Source organism: Cellulomonas sp. ICMP 17802, from assembly GCF_041295535.1.
Taxonomy (GTDB): Bacteria; Actinomycetota; Actinomycetes; order Actinomycetales; family Cellulomonadaceae; genus Cellulomonas.
The window spans coordinates 13,560-37,743 of sequence record NZ_JBGFQZ010000027.1 but is presented as its reverse complement, the minus strand read 5'-3'; the positions used below and the strand labels follow the sequence as shown (position 1 = coordinate 37,743).

Genomic DNA, 24,184 nt, shown 5'->3' with positions numbered 1-24,184 from the left:
AGCAACCAGGGACGTCCGAGCAGATGTGGCCCAGGGCCTCACCTTGCTCGGACGTTGCGGTCCCCCACCGCGGACGTCCGCGCAGATGTGGCCCAGGGCCTCTGTTTGCTCGGACGTTGTGGGGGTCGGGGCTGCCCCGTCGGGGCTGCCCCGTCAGGGCAGCGGGTGGGCCGTGGGGCGGTGGATCGGGCCTGCCAGGTCCGTGAGGGGGCGGCCCGTCGCGCCGGCGCGTGACGCCAGCACCTCCGCCAGCACCGAGATCGCGGTCTCGGCCGGGGTGGAGGCGCCGACGTCCAGGCCGATCGGCGCGTGCAGGCGGGCGAGCTCGTCGGAGGTGGCCCCCCGCGTCACCAGCGCGGCGGACCGGCGGTCCTGGGTCCGGCGCGAGCCCATGGCCCCCACGTACCCGGCACCGGAGCGCAGGGCGGCCAGCACGAGGTCGGCGTCGAACCGGTCGTCGTGCGCCATCACGCACACGACGTCGCGCGCGCCGAGCACCTGCTGCCCGAGGTGGCGGACCGGCCAGTCGACGAGCACCTCGTCGGCCCCCGGGTGCCGGCGCGGTGTGGCCAGCACGGCCCTGGCGTCGCACACGGTGACCCGGTACCCGACGGCGCGCGCGGCGGCTGCCAGCGCGGACGAGAACTCGAGCGCCCCGTAGACCAGCATCCGGGGCGGCGCGGCGGCCACCTCGACGAAGACCTCGACGCCGCCGTCGGGCCCGGCCGCGCGGAGCAGGCCCGAGCGGTCGACATCGGGCGCGAAGCCCTCGGGCAGCCTCCCGCCCAGCGGCGTCACCACGACCGCGTCCTGCCCGCGCGCGGCGGCCGCCAGCGGCGGCACGTCGGCCGGACCGAGCTCGCGCGCGTGCACCCGGAGCACGCCGCCGCAGGTCAGGCCCACGGCGAACGCGTCCTCGTCGGTGACCCCGTACTCCTGCACGCCGGGCGCGGCCCCCGCGAGGACCGAGGTGCACAGCTCGTACAGCGCGCCCTCGACGCACCCGCCGGCGACGCTCCCGATGACCGCACCGGTGTCGTCGACCGCCATGGAGGTGCCCACCACCGTGGGTCCGCTGCCGGTCATCGAGACGACCGTGGCGACGGCCACCCGGTGCCCGTCGGTCAGCCGGGCCAGCAACCGCTCCGCGAGCTCGAGCACTCAGGTCACCTCCCCGACACACGACGGTGCTACCAAGACCCCATGCTGACACTCACGGGCGCCCGGGTCGTCGTCGTCGATGCGGCGACCGAGCGCACCGGGGACGTGCACGTGACCGCCGGCGTCGTCACGCCGGAGCCCGCGCCCGGCGCGGAGCGGCTGGACGTCGACGGCTGCGTGGTGACGCCGGGCCTGGTCAACGCCCACCACCACCTGCTGCAGACCGCCTTCCGCACGCTGCCGGGGACCCGGGGCGTGCCGATGTCCGACTGGCTGCCGACGATGGCCGCGGCCTACGCCGCGGCCGGGGTGGACGGCGGCCTGAGCTCCGTGGCCGCCGCCGCCGGCCTGGCGGAGGCCCTGCTCAGCGGCGTGACCACGGTCGCGGACCACCACCTGACCTGGCCCGACGACCCGGCCGCGTCGGTCGACGTCGCGCGCGGGACGGCGGCCGCCGCCGAGCGCCTCGGGGCGCGGCTCGTCCTGGTCCGGGGCAGCGCGCGGGACGACCCGGAGCGCGCGGCCCTGTCCGCGGAGGCGATCGTCGGCGCCCTGCCGCAGAGCCCGATGCTGCAGCTCGCGGTGGGCCCGGCCGGCGTGCACAGCGATGGTCCGGAGACGTTCCGGCTGCTGGGCGAGGTGGCGGACCGGCACGGCCTGCGCCGCCGCACGCAGGCGAACGAGCAGGTCGACGTGGTCGCCGCCCAGGGGCGCTACGGCCGCCGACCGCTCGACCTGCTCGACGAGTGGGGCTGGCTGGCACCGGACGTCACGCTGGCGCACCTGTGCGGGATCACCGCCGACGAGCTGGCGCGGATCGCGGCGAGCGGCGCGACGGCGACGCACGCCCCCGGCTGCGACCTGCCGATGGGCTGGGGCGTCGCGCCCGTGGCGGCGCTGCTCGACGCGGGCGTGCCCGTCGGGCTGGGCACCAGCGGCGGTGGGAGCAACGACGCGGGCCACCTGCTGGCCGACGCGCGGCTCGCGATGCAGGTGGCGCCGCTGGTCGGCCGTCCCCTGTCCGCGCGCGAGGTGCTGGGCCTGGCCACGGCCGGGTCGGCGGCGGGACTGGGCCGCCCGGAGCTCGGTCACCTGCGCCCCGGCGCGGCCGCGGACCTGTGCGTGTGGGACGTGTCCGGCGTGGCGGACGCGGGCGTCGCCGACCCCGTCGCCGGACTGCTCTGGGCCGCCCCGGGCCGCCGGCCGCGACATGTGGTCGTCGGCGGGCGCGTCGTGGTGCGGGACTTCGTGCTGCAGACCGCCGACGAGGCCGACGTCGTCGCAGACCTGCGCCGCCGCGTCGGCCGCTGAGGGCTCACAGCTCGAGCACCAGGCCCGGGCCGGCGGCGCGCGAGACGCAGATCATCATGGTCGTCCCGCTGCCGCCGGGCCCGATCACCGAGTCGCGGTGCTCGACCGCCCCCTCGAGCACGGGGGTCTCGCAGCTGCCGCACGTGCCCACCCGGCACGAGGAGACGACGACGGCGCCGCTGTCCTCGACCACCTCGAGGACGCTGCGCCCCGGCGGCACGGTCAGCGTGGTGCCGGACAGGGCGAGCTCGACGTCGAACGGCTCGCTCCACACGGGCGGCCCGAACTCGCGCGCCTCGAACCGCTCGGCGTGCACCGACCAGCCCGGCACGGCATCGACGGCGGCCTCCGTCGCCTCCAGCAGCCGGCGCGGCCCGCAGCAGACCACCTGCCCCGCGGGGCCCACCGCGAGCGCGGAGACGTCGAGCCGGCGACCCTCGTCGGCCGCGTAGACGTGCACGCGGGGGTCGGCAGCCAGGTCGTCGACGAACGCCATCGTGGACCGCGAGCGCCCCGCGTAGTGCAGGGTCCAGTCGGCGCCGGCCGTGCCGGCCGCGGCGAGCATCGACAGGATCGGCGTGATCCCGATGCCGCCCGCGACGAACACCGTCGGGCCGTCGGGCGAGAACGTGTAGTGGTTGCGCGGTCCGCGCAGCCGCAGGGCGTCGCCCACCGCGAAGCCGTGCGCGGCGACCGAGCCGCCCCGCCCGTCGGGCTCCCGCAGCACCGCCACGCGGTACGTCCCGCGGTCCGCGGGGTCCCCGCACAGCGAGTACTGGCGCTCGAGGCCGTCGCCGAGCAGCAGGTCGATGTGCGAGCCGGGGGTCCACGGCGGCAGCGGCCGGCCGTTGGCGGGCACCAGGTCGAGCGCGACGATCCCGTCGGCGATCTCGGTGCGCGCCCGCACCACCACGGGCCGCTGGATGTCGCTGAACACGCTCACGGGCACTCCTGTGTTGTCGGTCGAGACCGGCGGAGCGTCAGGGTACGAGCCTCGTGTTAACGGGGAGCGGCGGCCCGTGACCTAGATGGAGTGCTGCGGTTACACGTCGGTAACTCGGCCTGCTTAGCGTGCGCAGAGCAGCGTCGAACGCTGCACACCCGCGACGGCGCACCCGCCCCGGGTGAGTCGCGCGCTCCGGCCGGAGGGACGCGATGTCGGCTCTGCCCCGCATCATCGAGCGGCTCACGCACGCGCGCCTGGCCGACGGCCGGACGGTCGACGTGCGGCTCGCGGGGCCGGTCGTCGCGGAGGTGGTCCCGGCGGGGACGCTGGCCGCGGGCGACCCCGACACCACGCTCGAGCTGGACGGCTTCCTGCTGCTGCCGGCGCCGGCCGAACCCCACGCGCACCTGGACAAGGCCCTCTCCTGGGACGCGATCCGGCCGCCGATGGGCGACCTGCGCCTGGCGATCGACTCGTGGCACGCGCACTCCGCGCGCATGACGGTCGACGACATCGCGACCCGCGCCCGCACGCAGGCCCTCACCATGCTGGCCCACGGCACCACTGCGATCCGCAGCCACGTCGACCTGCTGCACGGCGACGACCCGCTGCGCGGCGTCCGCGCGCTGGTCCAGGTCCGCGACGAGCTGCGCGGGCTGCTCGACCTGGAGCTGGTCACGCTCGGCGGGTACCTGACGCCCGTCGAGGACATGGAGGCCGCGCTGGCCGCCGGGGTCGAGCTGGTGGGTGGCGCACCGCACCTGGCGCCCGACCCCGTCGCCGAGCTGCACCGGCTGCTGGCCGTCGCGCGCCGGCACGGCGTGGGCGTCGACGTGCACACCGACGAGAGCCTCGACTGCGACGTCACGCTCGACGTCCTGGCCCGCGCGGTCCTCGACTGGGAGGTGCCGGTCAGCGCCGGGCACTGCGTGCGCCTGGGCACCCTCGACGGGCCGCGCCGCGACCAGGTGATCGCGGACGTCCTCGCGGCCGACGTCGGGATCATCGCCAACCCGATCACCAACCTGTACCTGCAGGGCTGGGAGTCCGACGTCGCCACCCCGCGCGGCCTGACCGCGGTGCGCGCGCTGGTCGACGCGGGCGTGCGGTTCGCCGCCGGCGCCGACAACGTGCGCGACCCGTTCAACCCGCTGGGCCGCTCGGACGCGCTCGAGACGGCGATGCTCCTGGTCGTCGCGGGCCACCTGTCGGTCGACGAGGCGTACGCCGCGGTCAGCACCGGCGCGCGGGACGTCATGGGCCTGCCCGCGGCCGGCGTCGAGGTCGGTGCGCGCGCCGAGCTGCTCGCGGTCCGCGGCGACGACCTGGTCGGCGTCGTCGCGACCGCCACCGCCGACCGGTACGTCCTGCACCGCGGACGGCTCGTCGCCCTCAGCGAGACGCACACCCAGGTCGCCGCCCCGGCACTCCTGGCCCCCTCCTACCCCGAAGCGAGGTGACCGTGTCCCTCACGACACCCACCAGCACCCCGTCGGCGCCGGCGCACCGCGCCGGACCCCTGCTGGGGTTCCACGACGTGGCGATGACGTTCCCCGACGGGACCACCGCGCTCTCGGGCGTCGACCTGACCGTCAGCCGGGGCGAGTTCGTCTCGGTCGTCGGCCCCTCGGGGTGCGGCAAGTCCACGCTGCTGCGCATCGCCTCGGGCCTGGAGACGGCCAGCGCGGGCGTCGTGGAGCTGGCCACGGACCACATCGGGTACGTGTTCCAGGATGCGACGCTGCTCCCCTGGCGCGACGTGCAGGGGAACGTCGAGCTGCTCGCCGAGCTCAAGGGCCGCGGCGTCAAGGCCCGGCGGGAGGCCGCGGCGACCGCCATCCGGCTGGTCGGGCTCGCGGGCTTCGAGAAGCACCTGCCCAAGCAGCTGTCGGGCGGCATGAAGATGCGCGCCTCGCTCGCCCGGTCGTTCACCCTCGACCCCGAGCTGTTCCTCTTCGACGAGCCGTTCGGCGCGCTCGACGAGATCACGCGCAGCCGCCTCAACGACGAGCTGCTCAAGCTCTTCACCGAGCAGCACTTCGCCGGGCTGTTCATCACGCACTCGGTCGCCGAGGCCGTCTACCTGTCGACCAAGGTCGTCGTCATGTCGGGCCGGCCCGGCCGGCTCGTCGGCACCTTCGACGTCCCGTTCCCGATGCCCCGGGACCCCGACATCCGGTTCTCCCCCGAGTTCGCCGCCGTCGTCGGCGAGGTCTCGCACGCCCTCAAGGAGGCGCACAGCTGATGGCCACCACCACGCTCGAGGACGTCACCGCGACCACCCGGCGACCCGTGCAGGCGGCCCGTCGCCGCCGGCGCCCGGTCATCACGTGGGTGGGCCCGGTCGTCGTGTTCATCGGCTTCATCGGCCTCTGGTACGCGCTCGCCGCCTACTACGCCTCACGCGGCCTGCCGTACTTCGTGCCGTACCCGCACCAGGTGCTGGCGGTCCTCACAGACCCCGAGGAGCTGCAGACGCTGGGCACGGCGCTGCTGCACAGCACCGAGGTCGCCATGACGGGTCTGGCCTTCGCCATCGTGCTGGGCACGGCCTGGGCGGTGATCATGTCGCAGGCCGCGTGGGTCGAGCGGTCCCTGTTCCCGTACGCCGTGGTGCTGCAGTGCATCCCGATCCTCGCGCTCGTGCCGCTCATCGGGATCCTGTTCGGCTACAACTTCCAGGCGCGCGTCATCGTCACCATCCTCATCGCCCTGTTCCCCATGGTCTCCATGACCCTGTTCGGCCTGCAGTCGGTGGCCAAGCAGCAGCGCGAGCTGTTCCAGCTGCAGGGCGTCAGCCGCGTGACCATGCTGCGCAAGCTCCAGTTCCCCGCCGCGCTGCCCTCGATCTTCGTCGGCCTGCGCACCTCGGCCGGGCTCGCGGTGGTCGGCGCGGTCGTCGGCGACCAGTTCTTCCAGCGCGGCAACCCGGGCCTCGGCGTCCTCATCCAGGTCTACGCCTCGCGGCTGCAAGGCCCGCAGCTGTACGCCGCGATCCTCGTCGCCTCCCTGCTCGGCGTGGCCGTCTTCGTGGTCTTCGGCTGGCTCGGACGGCTCGTCGTGGGCCGTTGGTACGACTTCACCTGATCCCCGGCCGCGGCCCACCCCCTCCCGCTGCCGTCGCTGCACCCTCCCCGCCCCTCCCCTGAAAAGAGCCCCCATGCGCACTGCTCCCCGCACGACCGCCGCGGCCGTCGGCCTCCTGCTCACCACGGCCGCCCTGGCCTCCTGTGCCGGCGGCGCCGGCGACGCCGAGACCACCGCGGCCACCGCGGCCGCGGGCGGCGTCGACCTGTCCGACGTCTGCCCCGCCACGGTCGTCGTGCAGACCGACTGGAACCCCGAGGCCGACCACGGCCACCTGTACGAGCTGGTCGGCCCGGGCTACACCGTCGACGCGAACCAGAAGTCGGTGACCGGCGACCTCGTGGCGGGCGGCAAGCCGACCGGCGTGAAGATCGAGGTCCGGGCCGGCGGCCCCGCGATCGGCTTCACTCAGGCGTCCGCGCAGATGTACCAGGACACGTCGATCACGCTGGGCTACGTCTCCACCGACGAGGCCGTGCAGCTGTCGGACAAGTTCCCGACGACGGCCGTGTTCGCCGAGAACGACAAGTCGCCGATGATGGTCATGTGGGACCCGGCGACGTACCCCGACGTCACCGACATCAAGAGCCTCGGCACCGCGCTGAAGGACTCGGGCGGCGTGATCCGGTACTTCAACGGCGCCGCATACATGAGCTACCTGCTCGGCTCCGGCACGCTCGACGCGTCCGTGACCGACGGCAGCTACGACGGCACGCCGGCGAACTTCGTCGCGGCGCAGGGCAAGGACGCGCAGCAGGGTTTCGCCACCGCCGAGCCGTACATCTACGAGAACGAGGTCACGGCCTGGGGCAAGCCCGTCAAGCTCGAGACGATCTACGACGCCGGGTTCCCGTTCTACCCCGAGGCCATGTCGGTGCGCAGCGGCGACCTCACGGACCTCACCCCGTGCCTCGAGAAGCTCGTCCCCGTGATGCAGCAGGCGGACGTCGACTACATCTCCGACCCGAGCACGACGAACGCGCTGATCCTCGACCTGGTCGACCAGTACAACAACGGCTGGGTCTACTCCGAGGGCGTCGCGGACTTCGCGGTCGAGCAGATGAAGAAGCTCGACATCGCGTCCAACGGTGACAACGACTTCGTCGGCGACATGGACGAGGCGCGGATCCAGAAGATCATCGACATCGCCGGCCCCATCTACACCGACGCGGGCGCCCCGCCGAAGGCCGGGCTGACGGCGAAGGACCTGTTCACCAACGAGTTCCTCGACGAGTCGATCGGCTTCTGACCACCGGGGTGGGGGGGGGGGCCGACGCTCCGCCCGCCACCCTCCCGCACGCTGGAGGGACTTCCATGGAGACGACGACGGCCGTCGAGGCGCTGACCGACGAGCTGCGCGCCCTGCTCGGCGAGGCCGGCGTGACCACCGACCCGCGCGTCCGCGAGCGCGTCAGCGTGGACGGCGCCACGATGTCGCCGCTGATCCTCGAGCTGCTGCCGCTCGGGCTGGCGGACGTCGTGGCGTTCCCGACGAGCGCCGAGCAGGTGGCGGCCTGCGTCGCCGCGGCGGTGCGGCACCGCGTGCCCGTGACGCCCCGCGGCAAGGGCACCGGCAACTACGGCCAGGCCATCCCCATGCCGGGCGGCCTGGTGCTGGACCTGACGCGCGCCCGGGCGGTCGTCGAGGTGGGCGACGGCTGGGTGACCGCCGAGGCGGGCGCGACGATGGTCGCCCTCGAGGCGGCCGCGCGCGAGACCGGCCAGGAGCTGTGGATGTACCCGTCGACCGCGCAGTCGACCGTCGGCGGCTTCCTGTCCGGGGGCTCGGGCGGTACGGGGACCATCGTGCACGGCGCCAACCACCAGGGCTTCGTCGTCGCGCTCGACGTCGTGCACGCGACCGGCGACCCCGTGCTCGTGCACGTCGAGGGCGAGGAGGCGCAGGCCTACGTGCACAACTACGGCACCGCCGGGATCCTCGCGCGCGCCACGGTGCGGCTCGACCCGCTGCGGGACTGGCGCGGGTTCTACGCCAGCTTCGCCGAGCAGCACGACGCCTTCCGGGTGCTGCGCGAGCTCGGCCGCCTCGACCCGGCCCCCCGTCTGGTGTCCGCCGACCACCCGGACGTCGCCGCGGCGCTGCCGCCCGACCCCGCGATCCCCGAGGGCCGCGCGAGCCTGCGCGCCATCCTCGACCCCGCCGCCGTCGACGCCGCGACCGCCCTGGTCATCGCCGCGGGCGGCCGGGTCGAGGACCTGCGCGACGGGCCGCAGGCCTCCCTCAAGCTCTCCGTCCTGTCCTACAACCACCCGATCGAGTGGCTGCAGAAGGCGGAGCCCGGCACGTACGTGCACCTCGAGGTCGGCGGCGACGCGCTGGTCGACCGGCTCGACGAGGTGCAGGCGACGATCCCCGGCGGCCTGCTGCACCTCGAGGCCGGCCACACCGTGCCCATCGGCATGCTCGCGGGCGTGTACGAGGGGCCCGAGCGGCTCGACGAGGTCATCCTCGCGCTCGGACGGCTCGGCGTCGGCGTGCACAACCCGCACCAGTGGAACGTCGACTTCGAGGTCGAGCGCACGCTGGCGCTGGCCCGGGACACCGACCCGCACGGCCTGCTCAACCCCGGCAAGCTCAACCCCGGCTACGCCGGCCCGCGCAAGGGAGCCATCCGATGACCCGCCTGCTGGCCGAGCTCTCCGGACCGGCCACCCGCACCGTGCTGGGCCCCGACTCCGTTCTGGTGGTCCCCACCGGCGCGATGGAGCACCACGGGCCGCACCTCCCCCTGATCACCGACGCGCTGATCGCGGAGAGCGTCGCCACGGCCGCCGTGCAGCGGGCCGCGGAGGCCGGGCTCGACGTCTGGCAGCTGCCCACCCTCACGTACACCAAGTCCGACGAGCACTCGTGGGCGTCGGGCACCGTCTGGGTCTCGTGGGACACGCTCATGTCGACGCTCGTCGACATCGGGCGGTCCGTGGCGGCGACCCCGGCGCGGCGGCTGGTGTTCCTCAACGGCCACGGCGGCAACACCGCGGTGCTCGGCGTGGCGCTGCGCGAGATCCGGCGGCTGCACGGGCTGCTGACGTTCTCGATGCCCGCGGGCGTGCAGGTCGCGGGCGCGGGCGGGGAGCACGAGCCCGACGAGCACGGCCTCGGCATCCACGCCGGCTACGGCGAGACGTCGCTGGTGCTGCACCTGCGCCCCGACCTGGTGGACCTCGCGCAGGCCCGGCGCAGCGTCCCCGAGCACATCGGCGCGCTGACCCACCTCGGCTTCAACGGGACCACGGCGCAGTTCGGCTGGCTGAGCGACGACTTCGGGCCCGACGGGGTGATCGGCGACCCCACGGGCGCCACCGCGGACGCCGGTGCGGTGCTGTTCGACGCGTCGGTCCGCCGCGCCGTGGACGTGCTGACCGAGATCGCGGCGTTCACGCACGCCGGTCCGGGCGCATGATGTGCCGATGACGCTCTCCCCCGAGCCGTGGTCACCGCCGGTCGCCCCCGACGACGCTCCCCCCGAGCACCCCGTGTGGGACCCCATCCCCGCGGCCGTGCCCGTCGACGCGGCCGACCCGCCCGAGGTGCCCGACGAGGCGCTCGCGCTCCTGCGGGAGTGGTTGCCGGCCAACGACGACCCCGACCGGCCGGCCGTCACCCTGGCGACGGTGGACTCGTCCGGCGAGCCCGACGCCCGGACCGTTCTGCTCAGCGAGCACGACCGGTCCGGCCTCTACGTCCACACGGACGCCGCGTCCCGCAAGGTCGCCCAGCTGACCGCCCACCCCGCGGTCGCGGTCGTGGCGCGCTGGGACGACCCCCTGCGCCAGCTGGTGGTGCGCGGCCTGGCCGAGCCCGCCGACCGCACCGAGACGGACCGCGCCTACGCGCTCCGGTCGCGCTACCTGCAGCAGCTGGCCTGGGTGAACACCCCGGAGGTCGCCGCGCTGCCGCCCGAGGAGCGGCGCGCCGCCTGGGACGCGTTCGCCGCCGAGCACCCGGTGCTCGAGCCGCCCGAGTCGTGGGTGGGCTTCCTCGTCCGGCCGACGAGCCTCACGTTCTGGACGGGCGACCCCGCGTCCGTCAGCCACCGCCGCGAGTACCGGCTCGTCGACGGCGCGTGGACCGTCACCGAGCTGCCCGGATGAGAGGACGAACCCCGCCCATGACGGCCCGTCTGCAGTCCCACCAGTACGGCAAGGCCGAGACGCGCGTCGTGCGCGTGGTGCGGGACACCCCGCGCCACGAGATCCGCGACCTCAACGTCTCGACGGCGCTGCGCGGCAACTTCGCCGAGGCCTACCTCGAGGGCGACCAGTCCGCGGTGCTGCCCACGGACACCCAGAAGAACATGGCCTTCGCCTACGCGAAGCGGCACGGGGTCGCCTCGCCCGAGCACTTCGCCACCCTGCTGGCCCGGCACTTCGTCGACGACGTCGCCCCCGTCTCGGGCGCCCGCGTGGACGTGCAGGAGTACGCGTGGGTCCGGGTCGAGGTCGACGGCGTGGAGCACGACCACACCTGGGTGCGCAGCGGCCAGGAGGTGCGGACCGCGTCGGTGACGGTCGACGACACCGGGACCACGGTCATCGCGGGCCTGAAGGACCTCACGGTGCTCAAGTCGACCGGCTCGGAGTTCCGTGGCTTCCTGCGGGACGAGTTCACGACCCTCTCCGAGGCCGACGACCGCATCCTCGCGACGTCCCTGGTCGCGCAGTGGCGGTACGCGCCCGACGCCGACCTCGACTACGACGCCACCTACGCCGCCGCCCGGGCCGCCCTGCTCTCCACGTTCGCCACCCGGCACTCGCTCGCCCTGCAGCAGACGCTCTGGCACATGGGCGTCGCGGTGGTCGACGCGATCCCCGAGGTGGTCGAGGTCCGGTTCGCCGCGCCGAACAAGCACCACTTCCTCGCCGACCTGCGCCCCTTCGGCCTGGAGAACCCCGGCGAGGTCTTCTTCGCCGCGGACCGCCCGTACGGCCTGATCGAGGCGGTCGTCGTCCGCGAGGGGGCGCCGGCTGCCGACGCGGCCTGGACCCGGTCGGTCGGGGCACCCTGATGACCGCCACCCTGCGCACCCCCGGAGGCCACCCGTGACGCCCGACGACGAGAGCTGGCTGTCCCAGGCCGTCGCGCTGGCGACCGCCAACGTGGCCGACGGCGGAGGCCCGTTCGGGGCGGTCGTGGTGCGCGCAGGCGTGGTGATCGGCGTCGGCCAGAACCGGGTCACCCGCGACAACGACCCCACCGCCCACGCCGAGGTCCAGGCGATCCGCGCGGCCTGCCGCACCATCGAGAGCTTCTCGCTCGAGGGCGCCACGGTCTACAGCTCGTGCGAGCCGTGCCCGCTGTGCCTGGCCGCGTGCCTGTGGTCGCGGGCCGACCGGGTCGTGTTCGCCGCCGACCGGCACGACGCGGCCCGCGCGGGCTTCGACGACCGCGCGTTCTACGAGCTCTTCGCCGCCGACCGCGACACCTGGCCGATGCCCGTCCTGGCCCACCGGGTGCCGACGGCCTCGGACCCGATCGAGGCCTGGCTGGCCCGCCCGACCAGGATCGAGTACTGACTCAGCTGCCCCGGTACGTCGAGTACGCGAACGGGCTCAGCAGCAGCGGCACGTGGTAGTGGCTGTCGTCCACGACATCGAACACGACCGCGACCTCGGGGTGGAAGGCCGCCTGCCCGGTCGCGGCGAAGTATGCGGCGGTGTCGAACGTGAACCGGTACCGGCCCGGGGCCACCGCGTCAGGCGCGAGGGAGCGCGCCCGGCCGTCGGCGTCGGTCACCCCGGACCCGACCGGCACCCACGCGTCGGCGACCCAGGAGTCCAGCGCGACCGGCACCCCGACCGCGGGGCGTCCGAGCGCGGTGTCGAGCACGTGCGTGGTCAGCTGGCTCATGAGGCCTCCTCGAACAGGGTGCGCAGGCGCAGGAGCGCGATCTGGCGGAGCTGGTCGGCCACCTCGGCGACCTCCGCCTCGTCGGACAGGGTGAGCCGGCGGCGGAGCTCGTCGAGGATCTCGGGGCGGCTGCGACCGGCGGCCCGGACGAGGAAGATGCGACCGAACCGCTCCTCGTAGGCCCGGTTGCCCGCGGCCATGGCCTCGACGAGCGCGGGGTCGTCCGTGGCGGACGCGGCCTGCTCGGACCGGCTCAGGCCGCCGGCCTGCTCGCCGATCCGCGGGTGGGTGGACAGCGCCTCGTCCACCTCCGCGGGGCTCAGCCGGCGGGCGGCCAGGTCCGCGACGGCGACCAGCGAGTCGACCGACGGGTACGGGCAGCCCGCGGCGACCTCGTCGACCCACCTCGCCACGTGCAGCGCGGTGGCCAGGCGCGACCGGGTCTCGGCGCTCTCGACGATCATCGTGTCTCCTTCCCTGCGCAGCCCTGCGATGGCACCGTACAGGCGTGCCCACCACCGACCGCAGCACCCTGTGCGGGATCGTCCTCGCGGCCGGCGCGGGCCGGCGGCGAGGCAGCCCCAAGGCGCTGGCGGTCGGCGCCGACGGCCCCTGGCTGGCCGAGGCGGTGCGGCTGCTGCTGGCCGGCGGCTGCGCGCGCGTCGTCGTCGTGCTGGGCGCGGGTGCCGACGAGGCGCGCGCGCTGCTGCCGGACGACGCCCGGGTCGAGGCGGTGGTCGCGCAGCGCTGGGAGGACGGCATCGGCGAGTCGCTGCGCACCGGGCTGGCCCACGCCACGGGCGACGCGGTCCTGATCACGCTGGTGGACCTGCCCGGCACCCCGGTCGCCGTGGTCGACCGCCTGCTCGCCGCCGACGGCGCCCTGCGGCAGGCGGTGTACGGCGGCCGCCCGGGGCACCCGGTCCTCGTCGCGCTGAGCCACTGGGCGCCGCTCGCGGAGACGCTCGACGGCGACCGCGGCGCCCGCGCCTACCTGCGGGCGCACGGCGTCACCGAGGTCGAGTGCGGGGACCTGCACGACGGGCTCGACCGGGACACCTAGGAGGCTCCCTCGAGCGACGCGAGCGGCAGCTCGACCCCCCACTGCTGGGCCGCCGCGGTGATCCGCGACCGCAGCTCCCCGGGCGCGGCCGACGCGAGCGGCGAGGTGGACCGCCCGTGCTCGGACACCAGCACGCCGCCGACGTAGACCTGCGCGAGGTTCCGCAGCCCGCACGCCATCACGTACGTCGCCGGCACGTCCCACACCGGCCCGGTGTCGGGCGACCGGTGGTCGACCACGACGAAGTCGGCGAGCTTGCCCACCTCGAGCGACCCGATCCGGTCCTGCACCCCGAGCACCTCGGCCGCGCCCAGGGTGTGCATCCGCAGCACGTCCGCCGGCATCAGCACCGAAGCGTCCGTGTGGAGCGCGCGCGTGGTGTAGAGGCCGATCCGCATGTTCCCCCACGGGTCGGAGATGTCGGTGCACGACTGGTCGTCCAGCCCGAGCCCCACCCGGATCCCCGCGTCGCGCAGCCGGACCACGTCGGCGAACCCGGAGCCGAGCCGCCCGTTCGACGTCGCCTGCCAGACCACCCCGCACCCGGTGGACGCCGCCACGTCGACCATGACGTCGGTCGGGTGCACGAAGTGGCCGAACAGGAAGTCCGGTCCCAGCGCACCCGCGGACCGGTACCAGTCGAACTTCTCCCGCTGCGTCTCGATGCCCTGCGCGGTCTCGACGAAGTGCGCCTGGTTGGTGATCCCGTGCTCGCGCATCACCGCCACCTCGAGCGCGGCCGACCGCGGCGCCGACGCCCACTGGACGGCCCCCATGACGGACGCCCCGAGGTGCTGGTCGGCGGGCGTGCGCAGCGCCGACTCCCGCACCAGGTCGCCGAACACCCCGAGCACCTCGTGCTCGGGGCCGGCCTCGTCGTCCAGCCGGACCGCATTGACCACGCGCAGCCCGGCGTCGGCGACGGCGTCGAACTGGCGCGTCACGAACTCGACGGGTGCCACGCGACCGAGCGCCGGCGAGGCGGTCACCGGGTCGTACCGCCACGTCACGCGCGAGCGCGTGAAGTTGTACGCGCTGGTCACCCCGTTGGCCAGGAAGTCGAGGGCGCCGTGCAGGGTCGACCAGTAGAGGTCGTCGGGCGAGCACTTGTCCATGACCTCGACCATCGACAGCACCCAGGGGTAGAGGGTCGACCCGGGCGAGATCCCGCGCATGCCCGAGGTGAACAGGTGCGAGTGCGCCGACACGAACCCCGGCGCGACCATCGCGCCGCCGGCGTCGAGCACCGGCACGCCGCTGACCAGCAGCGACGCCTCGGGCGCGCCCGGCCCCATCGCGGCGATGCGGCCGTCGTCGCCCACCAGGAACCAGCCGAGGAACCAGTCCGGTCCCGTGTCGGCGACGGGGATCAGCAGGGCGTCGTGCACGAGGAGGCGCATGGCCGTCATGGTCCCCGGCGCAGATGTCGGTGAGATTGCCGGGATGTCGCGTGTCGAGTTCGCGTGGTCGACTGCGTCATGGGGACGACAGCAACCCACGACCAAGGAGAACCGCCGTGAAGTACGTGATCCTCATCCACGCCAACCCCAAGCCCTGGGCCCACCCGACCTCGCGGTTCACGCCCGAGGGCCGCGCTGTGCCCGCCGACGAGCAGGCGGAGATGGACCGCCAGTTCGACACCCTGCTCACCGAGCTGTCGCAGTCCGGTGAGCTGGTGACGGCCGAGGCGCTGGCCGACCCCCGGGAGTCCACCGTCTACCGCTGGCGCAGCGGCGGCTCGCTGGCCAGCGAGGGTCCGTTCGCCGAGACGCAGGAGCAGCTGGCGGGGTTCTTCCTCATCGACTGCGCGTCGCGGGAGCGTGCCGAGCAGGTGGCGGCGCAGTTCGCCGGTCCGGGCAGCCCCGCGGAGCTGCGCCCCGCCTACGTGTGGGGGTGACCCCGGGAGGCTAGCCTCGGCCGGGTGAGGGCCCCCAGCACGCCCGACGCCGCCGTGGGGGCACCGCCCACCTACGTCGACGTCCGGCACCGACGCAGCGTGGCCGACGCCCGCGCGGCCTTCGTCTGGCTGGTCGTCCTGGTGGCGGGCGTGCTCCTGGCGACGGTCGCGGCCGAGACGATGCAGGGCTTCGCGCAGGACCTGCACCGCGGCATCGGCCGGGTGCCCCGCGCGGTGTTCGACGTCTTCCTGGTGCTCGTCCAGGTGACGTACATCCTGCTGCTCACCGTCACCCCGCTCGTGCTGGCCGCCACCCGGCGGTTCGCGCTGCTGGGCCGGGGTGCGCTCGCGCTCGCGCTCGGGCCGCTGCTCTTCCGGGTGGTCGAGCTGATCCCGCAGGTCCCGACGACGTCGCTCCAGCTCGGTGACGCCCTCGAGCTCACGCGCGTCTCGTGGCCGCCTACGGGCGTGCTGGCCGGGTGCACCGCGCTCGCGGTGGTCACCAGCCCGGCGCTGCGCCGGCCGTGGCGGCGCGCGGTGTGGGTGCTGCTCTGGGCCCTCGTCGCGCTCCGCGTGATCACCTCGGCCTCGGCGCCGCTCGACGTGGTCGTGGCCATCGGCGTGGGCGGCGTCGTGGGGTCGGCCGTCATGCTGGCGTTCGGCAGAACGGTCGGCGAGCTGACGCCCGCCGGCGCGCGGCGCACCCTGGCCGAGGCGGGGCTGGACCTGGAGGCCGACCCCGAACCGGTCGACGGCGGGTGGACGTTCCGCGGCCGGGCGGGCACGGGGCCGGTCGCGGTGCGGGTGGTCGGCGAGCACGACTGGAGCGCCGCGCGCCTGGACCAGGCGTACCGGCGGCTGCGGTGGCGGAACGTCGGCGACGACGAGGTCGAGCCCGAGCCCGCCCGCGCCGTCACGACCGAGGCGATGACGGCCCTGCTCGCCGCGACGCACGGCGTGCGCGTCCCCGCCGTCCGGGCCGTCGCGCGGGCCCCCCGCGGCGAGTCCCTGCTGGCGGTGGACGAGGTCCCGGGCCGACCGCTGTCGACCGTGGGGCCGGACGAGCTCACCGACGCCGTGCTCCAGTCCGCCTGGGCCCAGGTCGGCCTGCTGCGCTCGGTCCGCATCGCGCACCGCGAGCTCGACCTGACGCGCCTGAGCCTCGACGGCCAGGGGCGCGTCTGGTTCACCGACCTCGACCACGCCCAGCCGGCGGCCAGCGACGAGGTCCTGGCCTGGGACGTCGCCGCCCTCCTCGCCGCGACGGCACCCCTCGTGGGCCCGCAGCGCGCGGTCGCGGCCGCCGACGCGGCCCTGGGCCACGACGCGCTCACCGTCGCGCTGCCGCGCCTGGCTCCGGCGAGCCTGTCCGGCCCGACGCGGGCCGCGGTGAAGGCGGCGGGCGGGATCGCGCCGCTCGTCGAGGAGGTCCGGCGCGTCACCGGGGCGGGCGAGCCCGACTTCGAGAAGGTCGCCCGGTTCAAGCCGCGCACGCTCGTGATCTCCGCGTTCCTCGCGGTCGCCGTCTACTTCCTGGCCCCGCAGCTCGCCGACCTCCCGCGGTCCGTCCAGGCGATCGGGGGCGCGGACCCCCGGTGGGTGATCGCGGTGGTGCTCGCGTCCGCGGCGACCTACCTCGGCGCGGCGCTCGGGCTCGCCGGCGGCACGCCCGGGCGCGTCCCGGTCGGCGAGGCGACGAGCGTGGCCCTCGCCTCGTCGTTCGTCGCGACCTTCTCGCCGCCGGGCCTCGGGCAGGTCGGGCTGAACATCCGCTACCTGCAGAAGCGCGGCTTCCCGACGCCCGTCGCCGTCTCGGCCAGCGCCGCCAAGGAGAGCGCGGTGCTCGTCGTGCACCTGCTGATCCTCGCCACGTTCGCCATCCTGGCGGGGTCCACGGGCGCGCTGTCGGCGGAGGTCGACAAGCTGCCGCCGGCGGGGGTCGTCGTCGCGATCGTCGCGGGCGCGCTCGTCCTTGCCGGCGTGGCGCTCGCCGTCCCTCGCCTCCGGGCGCTGCTGCGCGACCGGGTGGTGCCGGCCGTCCGGTCGTCGGTCGACGCCATGCGGGTGGTGGTCTCCAGCCCCGTCAAGCTGGTCACGCTGCTGGCGGGAGTGGCGCTGCTGCCGCTGGGGTTCGCGACCGCGCTGTACTTCTCGGTCCGCGCGGTCGGGGTGCACGACGCGAGCTTCGTCGCCGTCGCCCTCGTGTCCCTGACCGCCGGCGCGATCGCGACCGCCGCCCCGACGCCGGGCGGCGTGGGCATCGTCGAGGCCGTGCTGCTGGCGTCCCTGACCGGGATCGGCGTGCCCTCCGGCCCTGCGCTGGCCGCGGTGCTGCTCTACCGCCTGGGGACGTTCTGGCTCCCGATCGTCCCCGGGCTGGTCTCGTTCCGCGTGCTCTCGCGGCGCGCCGTGATCTAGCGGCTCAGTCCGCGACCGTCCGCGAGCGCGTCGCGAACTCCTCCGACACCGGCGGCAGCAGGCAGAAGAGGAGCCCGGCGGGGTCGGCCAGGACGGCGTAGTCGTCGTACCGCGTCCGCACGGTCGCACCGAGCGCGGTGAGCCGGGCGATCTCGGCCTCGAGGTCGTCCGTCTCGATGTCCAGGTGGTAGCGCGGTACCGGGTCGTCCCCGATGTCCTGGGTGGCGACGTGCGGCAGGGCCGCGGCGTCCCGCAGGCCGACGAACGGCTCGCCCGGGACCGGGTGCGGGGTGGCCGCCAGGGCGCCCGACCAGAACGCGGTGACCGCGTCGAACCGGTCCGCCGGGGCGTCGATGATGACCTCGCGAAGCATGATCCGGTGCACCCGCCCGAGCGTAGTGTCAGACCCGTGATCGAACATGTGTTCGTGTCCGCCGCCACCATCCTGCACGCCGACCTCGACGCCTTCTACGCCTCGGTCGAGCAGCGCGACGACCCGCGCCTGCGCGACCGCCCCGTCGCGGTCGGCGGCGGCGTGATCCTGGCCTGCTCGTACGAGGCCAAGCGCCGCGGGGTCCGCACCGCGATGGGCGGGCGGCAGGCGCGGGCGCTGTGCCCGGACCTGGTGTTCGTCCGGCCGAGGTTCGACGCCTACGTCGAGGCGAGCAAGGCCGTGTTCGAGCTCTTCCACCAGACCACCCCCCTGGTCCAGGGCGTGTCCATCGACGAGGCGTTCCTCGACGTGGCGGGGCTGCACCGCATCGACGTCCCGCCCGTGGATATCGGCGCCCGCCTGCGCGCCCGGGTGCGCGCCGAGGTCGGGCTGCCCATCACCGTGGGGGTCGCGCGCACGCCGTTCCTGGCCAAGGTCGCGTCGCGCGTGGCCAAGCCGGACGGCCTGCTCCTGGTGCCGCCGGACGCGGAGGACGCCTTCCTGCACCCCCTGCCGCTCGAGCAGCTCTGGGGCGTGGGCGAGGTGACGGCGCGCAAGCTGCACTCGTACGGGCTGGTCACCGCCGGGGACGTCGCGGCGCTGCCGTCGTCGGTGCTCGTCGGCACGCTCGGGCCCGCCGCCGGGCGCCACCTGTACGCGGTGGTGCACGGGCGCACGCCGGCGGCCGTGGTGGTCGGTCGGTCCCGCGGCTCGATCGGGGCGCAGCGGGCGCTCGGGCACGGGCCGCACGAGCCCGAGGCGGTGCGCGCGGCCCTGCTCGGGCTGGTCGACCGCGTGTGCCGCCGCCTGCGCACGGCCCACCGGACCACCCGGACGGTGGTGCTGCGGCTGCGGTTCGAGGACTACACCAAGGCGACGCGGTCGCGGTCGTTCGCGCAGGCCACCGACTCGGGCGAGGACATCGCCGCGGCCGCGGTCGCCCTGCTCGAGTCCGCCCGGCCCCTGATCCGCGCCCGCGGCATGACCCTCGTCGGGGTGGCGCTGACCGGGCTGGCGTCCGCCGAGTTCGTGCAGCCCGCACTGCCGCTCGACCACCCCGACCGCGGCGGCCTGGACCACGCGGTCGACGCGGTCGCGCGGCGGTTCGGCACCCAGGCGGTGGTGCGCGCCAGCCTGCTGCGGCGCGGCGAGGGCATCGCGGTGCCGCTGCTGCCCGACTGACCGGGCCTACAGCGACACCGTGTCGGCGTACACCAGCCGCGGCACCGGCACCGCCGGCGCGCCCGGCACCCCGGGATCGGCGTCGAGCAGCTCGTGCTCCTCCACCAGCACGCGCCAGTCGGACTCGGCCGCACCGGGCTGCCGGAGGTCCGGGGCGCCGCCGGGCAGCACCACGGAGCCGGTCCACGTCGCGCGGAACCCGCCGGCCTCCTCGACGCTCACGGCGAGCAGGTCGGACGCCGTCATGGTCGACCACTCCAGGTCACCCGCACCCGCGGCCCGGGTCTGCACGGTCGCCCGGACGGTCCGCGACTGCTGCAGCCGGGACGCCCGCACGCCGGCGTCGCCGGTCGGGCTGTCCGCGCTCAGGTCCTCGCCGGCCAGCTCGGGAGCGCCGTGCGGGTCGAACCGCAGCCAGCTGACCACGCCCGTCAGGGTCACCTGGACGTGCCGCGGGTCGGGCCGGCTCACGGTGAGCGTGCGAGTCGGCAGGGGCTGCACCCAGCCGGTCAGCGCGACGGGCGAGAGCGAGCAGCCCTCGATCGAGTGCGGCTGGAAGCGCGCGACGGCGAGCCGCACGAACGGCCACAGGGCCGGCGTCTCCTGCAGCGCCACGTCGACGAACCACCGGCCCGAGGCCTCGTCGAACTCCGGCTGGTAGCCCAGCACGCGCACGGCCGGATGGAGCCGCACGTCGCGCAGCGGCACCGCGGCCGCGACGGCGACGGGGTTCCCCGGCCCCTCGGGCCAGCCCCGGTCGCGCCCACCGACGACCCGTCCGTCCAGGGGCGGGTGGATCCCGACGGCCTCGGACGCGCCCGTCTCGACGACGTCGAGCACCAGCTGCCCGAACGTCAGCAGCGGGGGCACGGTCGGGTTCGCGGTCGGCCCGCCGTGCTGCACGATCGGGTCGGCGGCCCAGAGGCTGGTCGCGCCGTCGGGCGCCTGGGTCGCCTTGGGCTGCCTCGTCCACGTGCCGTCGCCGCCCCGCACCCACTCGTCGGTGTCGAACACCAGCACCCCGAGCAGCTCGCCGTCGCCCGAGGAGAACCACGGCCGGGCCAGCCAGACGCGCACGCCGGAGCGGCGCACCTGCCGCCACGCGAACGGGTCGGCGGGCTCCGCCTGGCTCTCCCAGCGCAGCAGCGGCAGCGCGTCGAGCACGGTGGGCGCCGCCGGCCGCGCCGACGACGGGATGTCGAGCACGACCGCCTCGCCCGGCACGGGCTCCGCGGGGAGCTCGGCCGGGGAGAAGAACTCCGCGTACCGGGTGGTCCCGCTCGGCACGTAGGTGACCCGGCGGTAGTGGGTGTCCTCGAACGTCTGCAGCATCCGGTGGAACCCGATCCCGCCCAGCGCCTGGGCCAGCGGACCGGTGGGCAGGAAGTCGTAGAGGAACAGCACGCCCGAGGTCTCGCGCTCGGCGACGGACGAGCGCACGACGACATCGGACTTGACCGCCACCTGCGGGGTCGAGGCGGCAGGGTCGTCCACCGTCTCGGTCCAGGACGCCTGCACCACGAGCGTGTCGGTGCTGGCCCCGTGCACGTCGACCAGCCCGGTGAACGCGGCGACCGAGCGGCCCTGCGGCCGCAGGAACACCTCGAGGGCGGACAGGGCCGGCGGGTGCACCGGCGTCGGCACGGCGTGCACCAGGCGCACATCGGTCGACGGGGTGAGCCACCAGGTCCACCCGGACGACGCAGCGCGCATGAGGGCCGCCGCGGCGATCACCTCGTCCGTGGTGTACCCGTCGGCCGGGTCGGCGACGCTGGCCAGGTGCGAGCGCCACAGCCCGAACCGGTCGAGCGACCGCACGTCGAGCGTGCTGGACACCGCGACCCGCACCTGCTCGCCCGGCGGGAGCTGCACGTGCACCTCGTGGCCCACCACCTGGGCGCCCAGGCGCTCCCCGGGCTCGACGACGAGGCGCAGCGGCTGCAGCGACGGCCACGCGCCCGGGTAGGGCACCGTGACGGCCTGCAGGGCGCGCGGCTCGGGCAGCACGTGCGGCGCGCCCGCCTCGTAGAACACGAGCGAGACGCCGGTCGCGTACGGGTCCGGCAGGTACGGCAGCCGCAGCGCGTCGGTGCCGTGCACCACGTACTGCCCCTCGCCGATCGGGCGGCCGCGGTCGGCCGTGATCTCCGCCAGCGTGGCCCGGTGCGCGGACCCGGTGTCGGCGCCGGGGCGGTCCTTCAGCGCGATCCCCGGCTGCTCGTCGGTGGCCGTCGCGTCGGTGAGGCTGGGCACGTGCTGGTCGAGCAGCGTGCCCCGCTCGGCGAGCGCGATCGCGTAGAGCCGGCGGATCTCGGCCGCGTCGCCGGTGCCGATCGCCGCGTCGAACAGGCCCGCGGTCTCGGCCTCGAGCTGCGTGGACTTGGGCGGCGCGACGTGCCGCTCGGACGTCGCCGGGCTGCCGCTGCGCACCACCAGCGCCGCGGGCTGCTCGCCCGGCGTGAGCTCCTCCTTGACCACCAGCGCGGGCGCGGGGACGGGCTCCCACCGCAGGTACGGACGCGGCGTGGTGACCACGGACCGGGCCGGCAGGCGCAGCTCGTCGGGGAGCAGCAGGTCGTCGTTGGCCGCGAGACCCGCGAAGTCGCCGGCGTCGATCCGCAGCTGCGGCCGCACGCGCAGCGCTCCTCCGTTCTCGGCGAGGATCCGCGACGCCGCCGCGACGTCGTCGAACACGCGCTGGGCGGGCGGCGGCTCGTCGGGCGTGGCCGCGCGGGCCACCAGGTTCTCCAGCGTGGCGTCGATCCGCGCGTCGCCGGACAGCAGCTCGTCGGGCAGCCGGACCACGCGCGGCGACCCCGCGCGCAGGTGCTCGATCACCGTCTGCCGCCGCGCCTCGGCGACGCCGCCGCGGTCCCGTCGGGCGTAGGCCGCGCGCACCCGGTCGAGGTGCCCCTGGGCGGCATCGATCTCATGCGGGCCAACGGGGAGGCGGCGCCGACGCGCGGGCGGCACCTGCGGCACGGAGTTGCCGGCCAGGTCCACGGCCAGCACGCGGAAGCTGTACGACGTGCCGTACCGCAGCCGCGGCAGGCTCAGCGGCTCCACCCGCGAGACCGTGTGCGCGCCGTCGATGGGCTCGTCGGGCAGCGTGTCGACGACGGCCTCGGTCGCGCCGTCGGGACCGGGCGGCTCCACGTGCACGATCGTCAGCCCGGGCCGCGGCGCCGACAGGCTCCACCCGTCCCAGCCGGCGACCACCTCGTGCAGGTAGTACCCGTTGACGACGTCGCCGGGCGCCCGGTTCAGCGCCGACAGCTGCAGGAACCCCACGTCCGGCTCGTCCGTGAGCACCGGGACGCCGCCGGGCTCGCCGGTGACCGTGACCCGGCGCCGGTGCAGGCTGTGCCAGTCCTTCGTCACGTCGTCCCACACCTCGACCCGGATGCCGCGGACCAGGTCGTCCAGCAGCAGCTCGCGCGTGCCGTCGTCGACCGCCAGGGCCTCCGCCTCCTGCACGCGCGCCCGCAGCTGCGCGGCCCGCTCGCGGCGGGCGAGCGCGAAGCCGGTCGAGCGCAGCGTGCCGGGCGCGGACGTCGCCGGGTCGCCGTTGGCCTCGCTGGCGTACTGCCGCGCGAGGTTGCGCGCGTGCTGGTCGAGCTTGAGCCCGGACGCGTCGGGGTCCACGTCGAGCACGACCCACTCGTCGTCGCCCAGCGGCAGGGCCCCGCCTACCCACGCGGCGCTGGACCTGGCCGCGAAGACCTGCCCGTCGACGACCACTCCGGTCTTGCGGGGCGGCAGCACCTGCAGATCCGCCGCCGGGGACGTGAGCGTCACGCTCACCCAGGTGGCGCCGGCCAGCGCGGCCCGCGCCGCGGCGGCGTCGAGCCCGTCGAGCACCACGTCGACCGCGAGCCCGAGGCGACGCAGCAGGGCGGGCGTCGACCCGAACGACCCGACCTTCGCGTGGAAGTCGTGCGCGGGCCGGTCGGGCCGCGGTGTGGGCGGCGCGTCCGGCTTCGGCTCCTTGAGCGGCGTCTGCTGCGGCTGCTCGGGCCGCTCGTAGTAGCGCCGCATGGCGTGCGCGTCGGCCAGGAGCTGCAGCTGCGGGTCCGCCGACAGGTCCTGCCCGGCCAGCCCGTCCAGCTGGCGGGTCACCCGCGTGTCGGCCTCCGGGTCGTCCAGCAGCACCTGCACCGGCGAGGGGCGGTCGACGATCTCCGACTGGTAGGGCGGCAGCGGCGGGACCTCCCGGCCGTGGCCGCGCTCCGGGTCGGTCTCGTCGGGCTCCGTGAGCGGCCCGATCGTGGTCAGCGCGTCCTGGAGGCGCTGCCCGGCCACCTGCAGGGAGCGGCGCGCGCGGCCGGCCTCGTCGTCGAGCAGCCGCCACAGCGGGCCGCCCTGGTCGAGGTTGGCCAGCGTCCGCAGCAGGCCGCCCGCGACCGGGTCGCCGGCGAGCCCGGGCCGGCCCAGCGGCGCCGCGGTGATGGCCGCGACGTGGAGGTCGACCGCGTGGTCGCTCATCCGGCTCGCGGGGTTGGTCCGCCAGGTCTGGTCGGACAGCGCGGGCGTCGGGAACCCGTCGACGGGCGTCCCCGGCGGGAGGACCGCGGCCCAGGAGCCGGGGTCCGCCGCCGAGACCACCCGCAGCGGGAGCGACGTGCCGAGGGAGGTCTCGAGCGCGAGCGTGCAGCCGGCCAGGGTCGTCGGCCAGTCCGCCGCGGCCGGGAAGTCGGAGAGCAGCGCGCCGTCCACCAGCTTGTGGGTGAGGAAGACCGTGAGCTGGAACGGGGCGTCGTCGGCCAACGAGTGCGGCAGGGCGGTCGCCAGGACGGTGGTGGGCATGTGTCCTC

21 protein-coding genes are annotated in these 24,184 nt (G+C 75.3%); 14 read left to right on the top strand and 7 right to left on the bottom strand.

The window, feature by feature from the left end; all coding sequences use genetic code 11:
- Positions 1 to 153 precede the first annotated feature (153 nt).
- Positions 154 to 1,161: an XdhC family protein gene (locus AB5970_RS15870; protein ID WP_370504915.1), complete on the bottom strand. Its 1,008-nt coding sequence runs from the start codon at positions 1,159 to 1,161 to the stop codon at positions 154 to 156.
- A gap of 42 nt (positions 1,162 to 1,203) precedes the next feature.
- Here AB5970_RS15870 and AB5970_RS15865 point away from each other — a divergent pair, with 42 nt between their 5' ends.
- Positions 1,204 to 2,472 (top strand): amidohydrolase family protein, encoded by a 1,269-nt coding sequence (locus AB5970_RS15865; protein WP_370504914.1) that lies wholly within the window; start codon positions 1,204 to 1,206, stop codon positions 2,470 to 2,472.
- A gap of 4 nt (positions 2,473 to 2,476) precedes the next feature.
- On the opposite strand, the gene AB5970_RS15860 is transcribed toward AB5970_RS15865, so the two are convergent.
- Positions 2,477 to 3,415, bottom strand: a complete 939-nt coding sequence (locus AB5970_RS15860; protein ID WP_370504913.1) for a PDR/VanB family oxidoreductase — start codon at positions 3,413 to 3,415, stop codon at positions 2,477 to 2,479.
- Positions 3,416 to 3,627: 212 nt separating this feature from the next.
- Here AB5970_RS15860 and AB5970_RS15855 point away from each other — a divergent pair, with 212 nt between their 5' ends.
- The 9 genes from AB5970_RS15855 to AB5970_RS15815 all read left to right on the top strand — a co-directional run bounded on the left by AB5970_RS15855 (position 3,628) and on the right by AB5970_RS15815 (position 12,043).
- Positions 3,628 to 4,878 (top strand): amidohydrolase family protein, encoded by a 1,251-nt coding sequence (locus AB5970_RS15855; protein ID WP_370504912.1) that lies wholly within the window; start codon positions 3,628 to 3,630, stop codon positions 4,876 to 4,878.
- A gap of 2 nt (positions 4,879 to 4,880) precedes the next feature.
- The gene (locus tag AB5970_RS15850; protein WP_370504911.1) at positions 4,881 to 5,663 is read left to right on the top strand and encodes an ABC transporter ATP-binding protein; all 783 of its coding nucleotides are present in this window, start codon (positions 4,881 to 4,883) and stop codon (positions 5,661 to 5,663) included.
- On the top strand, positions 5,663 to 6,505 hold the full coding sequence (locus AB5970_RS15845) for an ABC transporter permease (RefSeq protein WP_370504910.1): 843 nt from the start codon (positions 5,663 to 5,665) through the stop codon (positions 6,503 to 6,505). Before AB5970_RS15850 ends, AB5970_RS15845 begins: the two co-directional genes overlap by 1 nt.
- Positions 6,506 to 6,578: 73 nt before the next feature.
- A complete protein-coding gene (locus AB5970_RS15840) occupies positions 6,579 to 7,754 on the top strand; it encodes an ABC transporter substrate-binding protein (RefSeq protein WP_370504909.1) in 1,176 nt (391 codons plus the stop codon).
- Between the two features lie 65 nt (positions 7,755 to 7,819).
- Positions 7,820 to 9,145, top strand: a complete 1,326-nt coding sequence (locus AB5970_RS15835; protein WP_370504908.1) for an FAD-binding oxidoreductase — start codon at positions 7,820 to 7,822, stop codon at positions 9,143 to 9,145.
- Positions 9,142 to 9,930: a creatininase family protein gene (locus AB5970_RS15830; protein WP_370504907.1), complete on the top strand. Its 789-nt coding sequence runs from the start codon at positions 9,142 to 9,144 to the stop codon at positions 9,928 to 9,930. The genes AB5970_RS15835 and AB5970_RS15830 overlap by 4 nt, the downstream gene beginning before the upstream one ends.
- Before the next feature lie 7 nt (positions 9,931 to 9,937).
- Positions 9,938 to 10,621, top strand: coding sequence for a pyridoxine/pyridoxamine 5'-phosphate oxidase (locus AB5970_RS15825; RefSeq protein WP_370504906.1), 684 nt, complete (start codon positions 9,938 to 9,940; stop codon positions 10,619 to 10,621).
- Between the two features lie 17 nt (positions 10,622 to 10,638).
- Positions 10,639 to 11,535 carry a factor-independent urate hydroxylase gene (gene pucL / locus AB5970_RS15820; RefSeq protein ID WP_370504905.1) on the top strand — a complete coding sequence of 299 codons (897 nt, stop codon included), beginning with the start codon at positions 10,639 to 10,641 and terminating at the stop codon, positions 11,533 to 11,535.
- Between the two features lie 34 nt (positions 11,536 to 11,569).
- Positions 11,570 to 12,043: a nucleoside deaminase gene (locus tag AB5970_RS15815; RefSeq protein ID WP_370504904.1), complete on the top strand. Its 474-nt coding sequence runs from the start codon at positions 11,570 to 11,572 to the stop codon at positions 12,041 to 12,043.
- 1 nt (position 12,044) lies between these two features.
- Here the strand turns inward: AB5970_RS15815 and uraH are convergent, their stop codons facing one another.
- The gene (gene uraH, locus AB5970_RS15810; RefSeq protein WP_370504903.1) at positions 12,045 to 12,377 is read right to left on the bottom strand and encodes a hydroxyisourate hydrolase; all 333 of its coding nucleotides are present in this window, start codon (positions 12,375 to 12,377) and stop codon (positions 12,045 to 12,047) included.
- The gene (uraD, locus tag AB5970_RS15805) at positions 12,374 to 12,841 is read right to left on the bottom strand and encodes a 2-oxo-4-hydroxy-4-carboxy-5-ureidoimidazoline decarboxylase (protein ID WP_370504902.1); all 468 of its coding nucleotides are present in this window, start codon (positions 12,839 to 12,841) and stop codon (positions 12,374 to 12,376) included. The genes uraH and uraD overlap by 4 nt, the downstream gene beginning before the upstream one ends.
- A 44-nt stretch (positions 12,842 to 12,885) precedes the next feature.
- Between uraD and AB5970_RS15800 the strand changes: the two genes are divergently transcribed.
- Entirely contained in the window at positions 12,886 to 13,440 is a 555-nt protein-coding gene (locus tag AB5970_RS15800) for a nucleotidyltransferase family protein (protein ID WP_370504901.1), read from the top strand.
- Here the strand turns inward: AB5970_RS15800 and AB5970_RS15795 are convergent.
- Positions 13,437 to 14,840, bottom strand: coding sequence for an amidohydrolase family protein (locus tag AB5970_RS15795; RefSeq protein WP_370504900.1), 1,404 nt, complete (start codon positions 14,838 to 14,840; stop codon positions 13,437 to 13,439). The genes AB5970_RS15800 and AB5970_RS15795 overlap by 4 nt on opposite strands.
- 116 nt (positions 14,841 to 14,956) lie before the next feature.
- Here AB5970_RS15795 and AB5970_RS15790 point away from each other — a divergent pair, with 116 nt between their 5' ends.
- Positions 14,957 to 15,337 (top strand): YciI family protein, encoded by a 381-nt coding sequence (locus AB5970_RS15790; protein ID WP_370504899.1) that lies wholly within the window; start codon positions 14,957 to 14,959, stop codon positions 15,335 to 15,337.
- Between the two features lie 24 nt (positions 15,338 to 15,361).
- Positions 15,362 to 17,755: a lysylphosphatidylglycerol synthase domain-containing protein gene (locus AB5970_RS15785; protein WP_370504898.1), complete on the top strand. Its 2,394-nt coding sequence runs from the start codon at positions 15,362 to 15,364 to the stop codon at positions 17,753 to 17,755.
- A 4-nt stretch (positions 17,756 to 17,759) separates the two neighbouring features.
- Here AB5970_RS15785 and AB5970_RS15780 read toward each other — a convergent pair whose 3' ends face one another.
- The gene (locus tag AB5970_RS15780; protein WP_370504897.1) at positions 17,760 to 18,140 is read right to left on the bottom strand and encodes a VOC family protein; all 381 of its coding nucleotides are present in this window, start codon (positions 18,138 to 18,140) and stop codon (positions 17,760 to 17,762) included.
- A gap of 24 nt (positions 18,141 to 18,164) precedes the next feature.
- Between AB5970_RS15780 and dinB the strand changes: the two genes are divergently transcribed.
- Positions 18,165 to 19,370, top strand: coding sequence for a DNA polymerase IV (gene dinB / locus AB5970_RS15775; RefSeq protein ID WP_370504896.1), 1,206 nt, complete (start codon positions 18,165 to 18,167; stop codon positions 19,368 to 19,370).
- 6 nt (positions 19,371 to 19,376) lie between these two features.
- On the opposite strand, the gene AB5970_RS15770 is transcribed toward dinB, so the two are convergent.
- Positions 19,377 to 24,176 (bottom strand): hypothetical protein, encoded by a 4,800-nt coding sequence (locus tag AB5970_RS15770; protein WP_370504895.1) that lies wholly within the window; start codon positions 24,174 to 24,176, stop codon positions 19,377 to 19,379.
- Positions 24,177 to 24,184 lie beyond the last annotated feature (8 nt).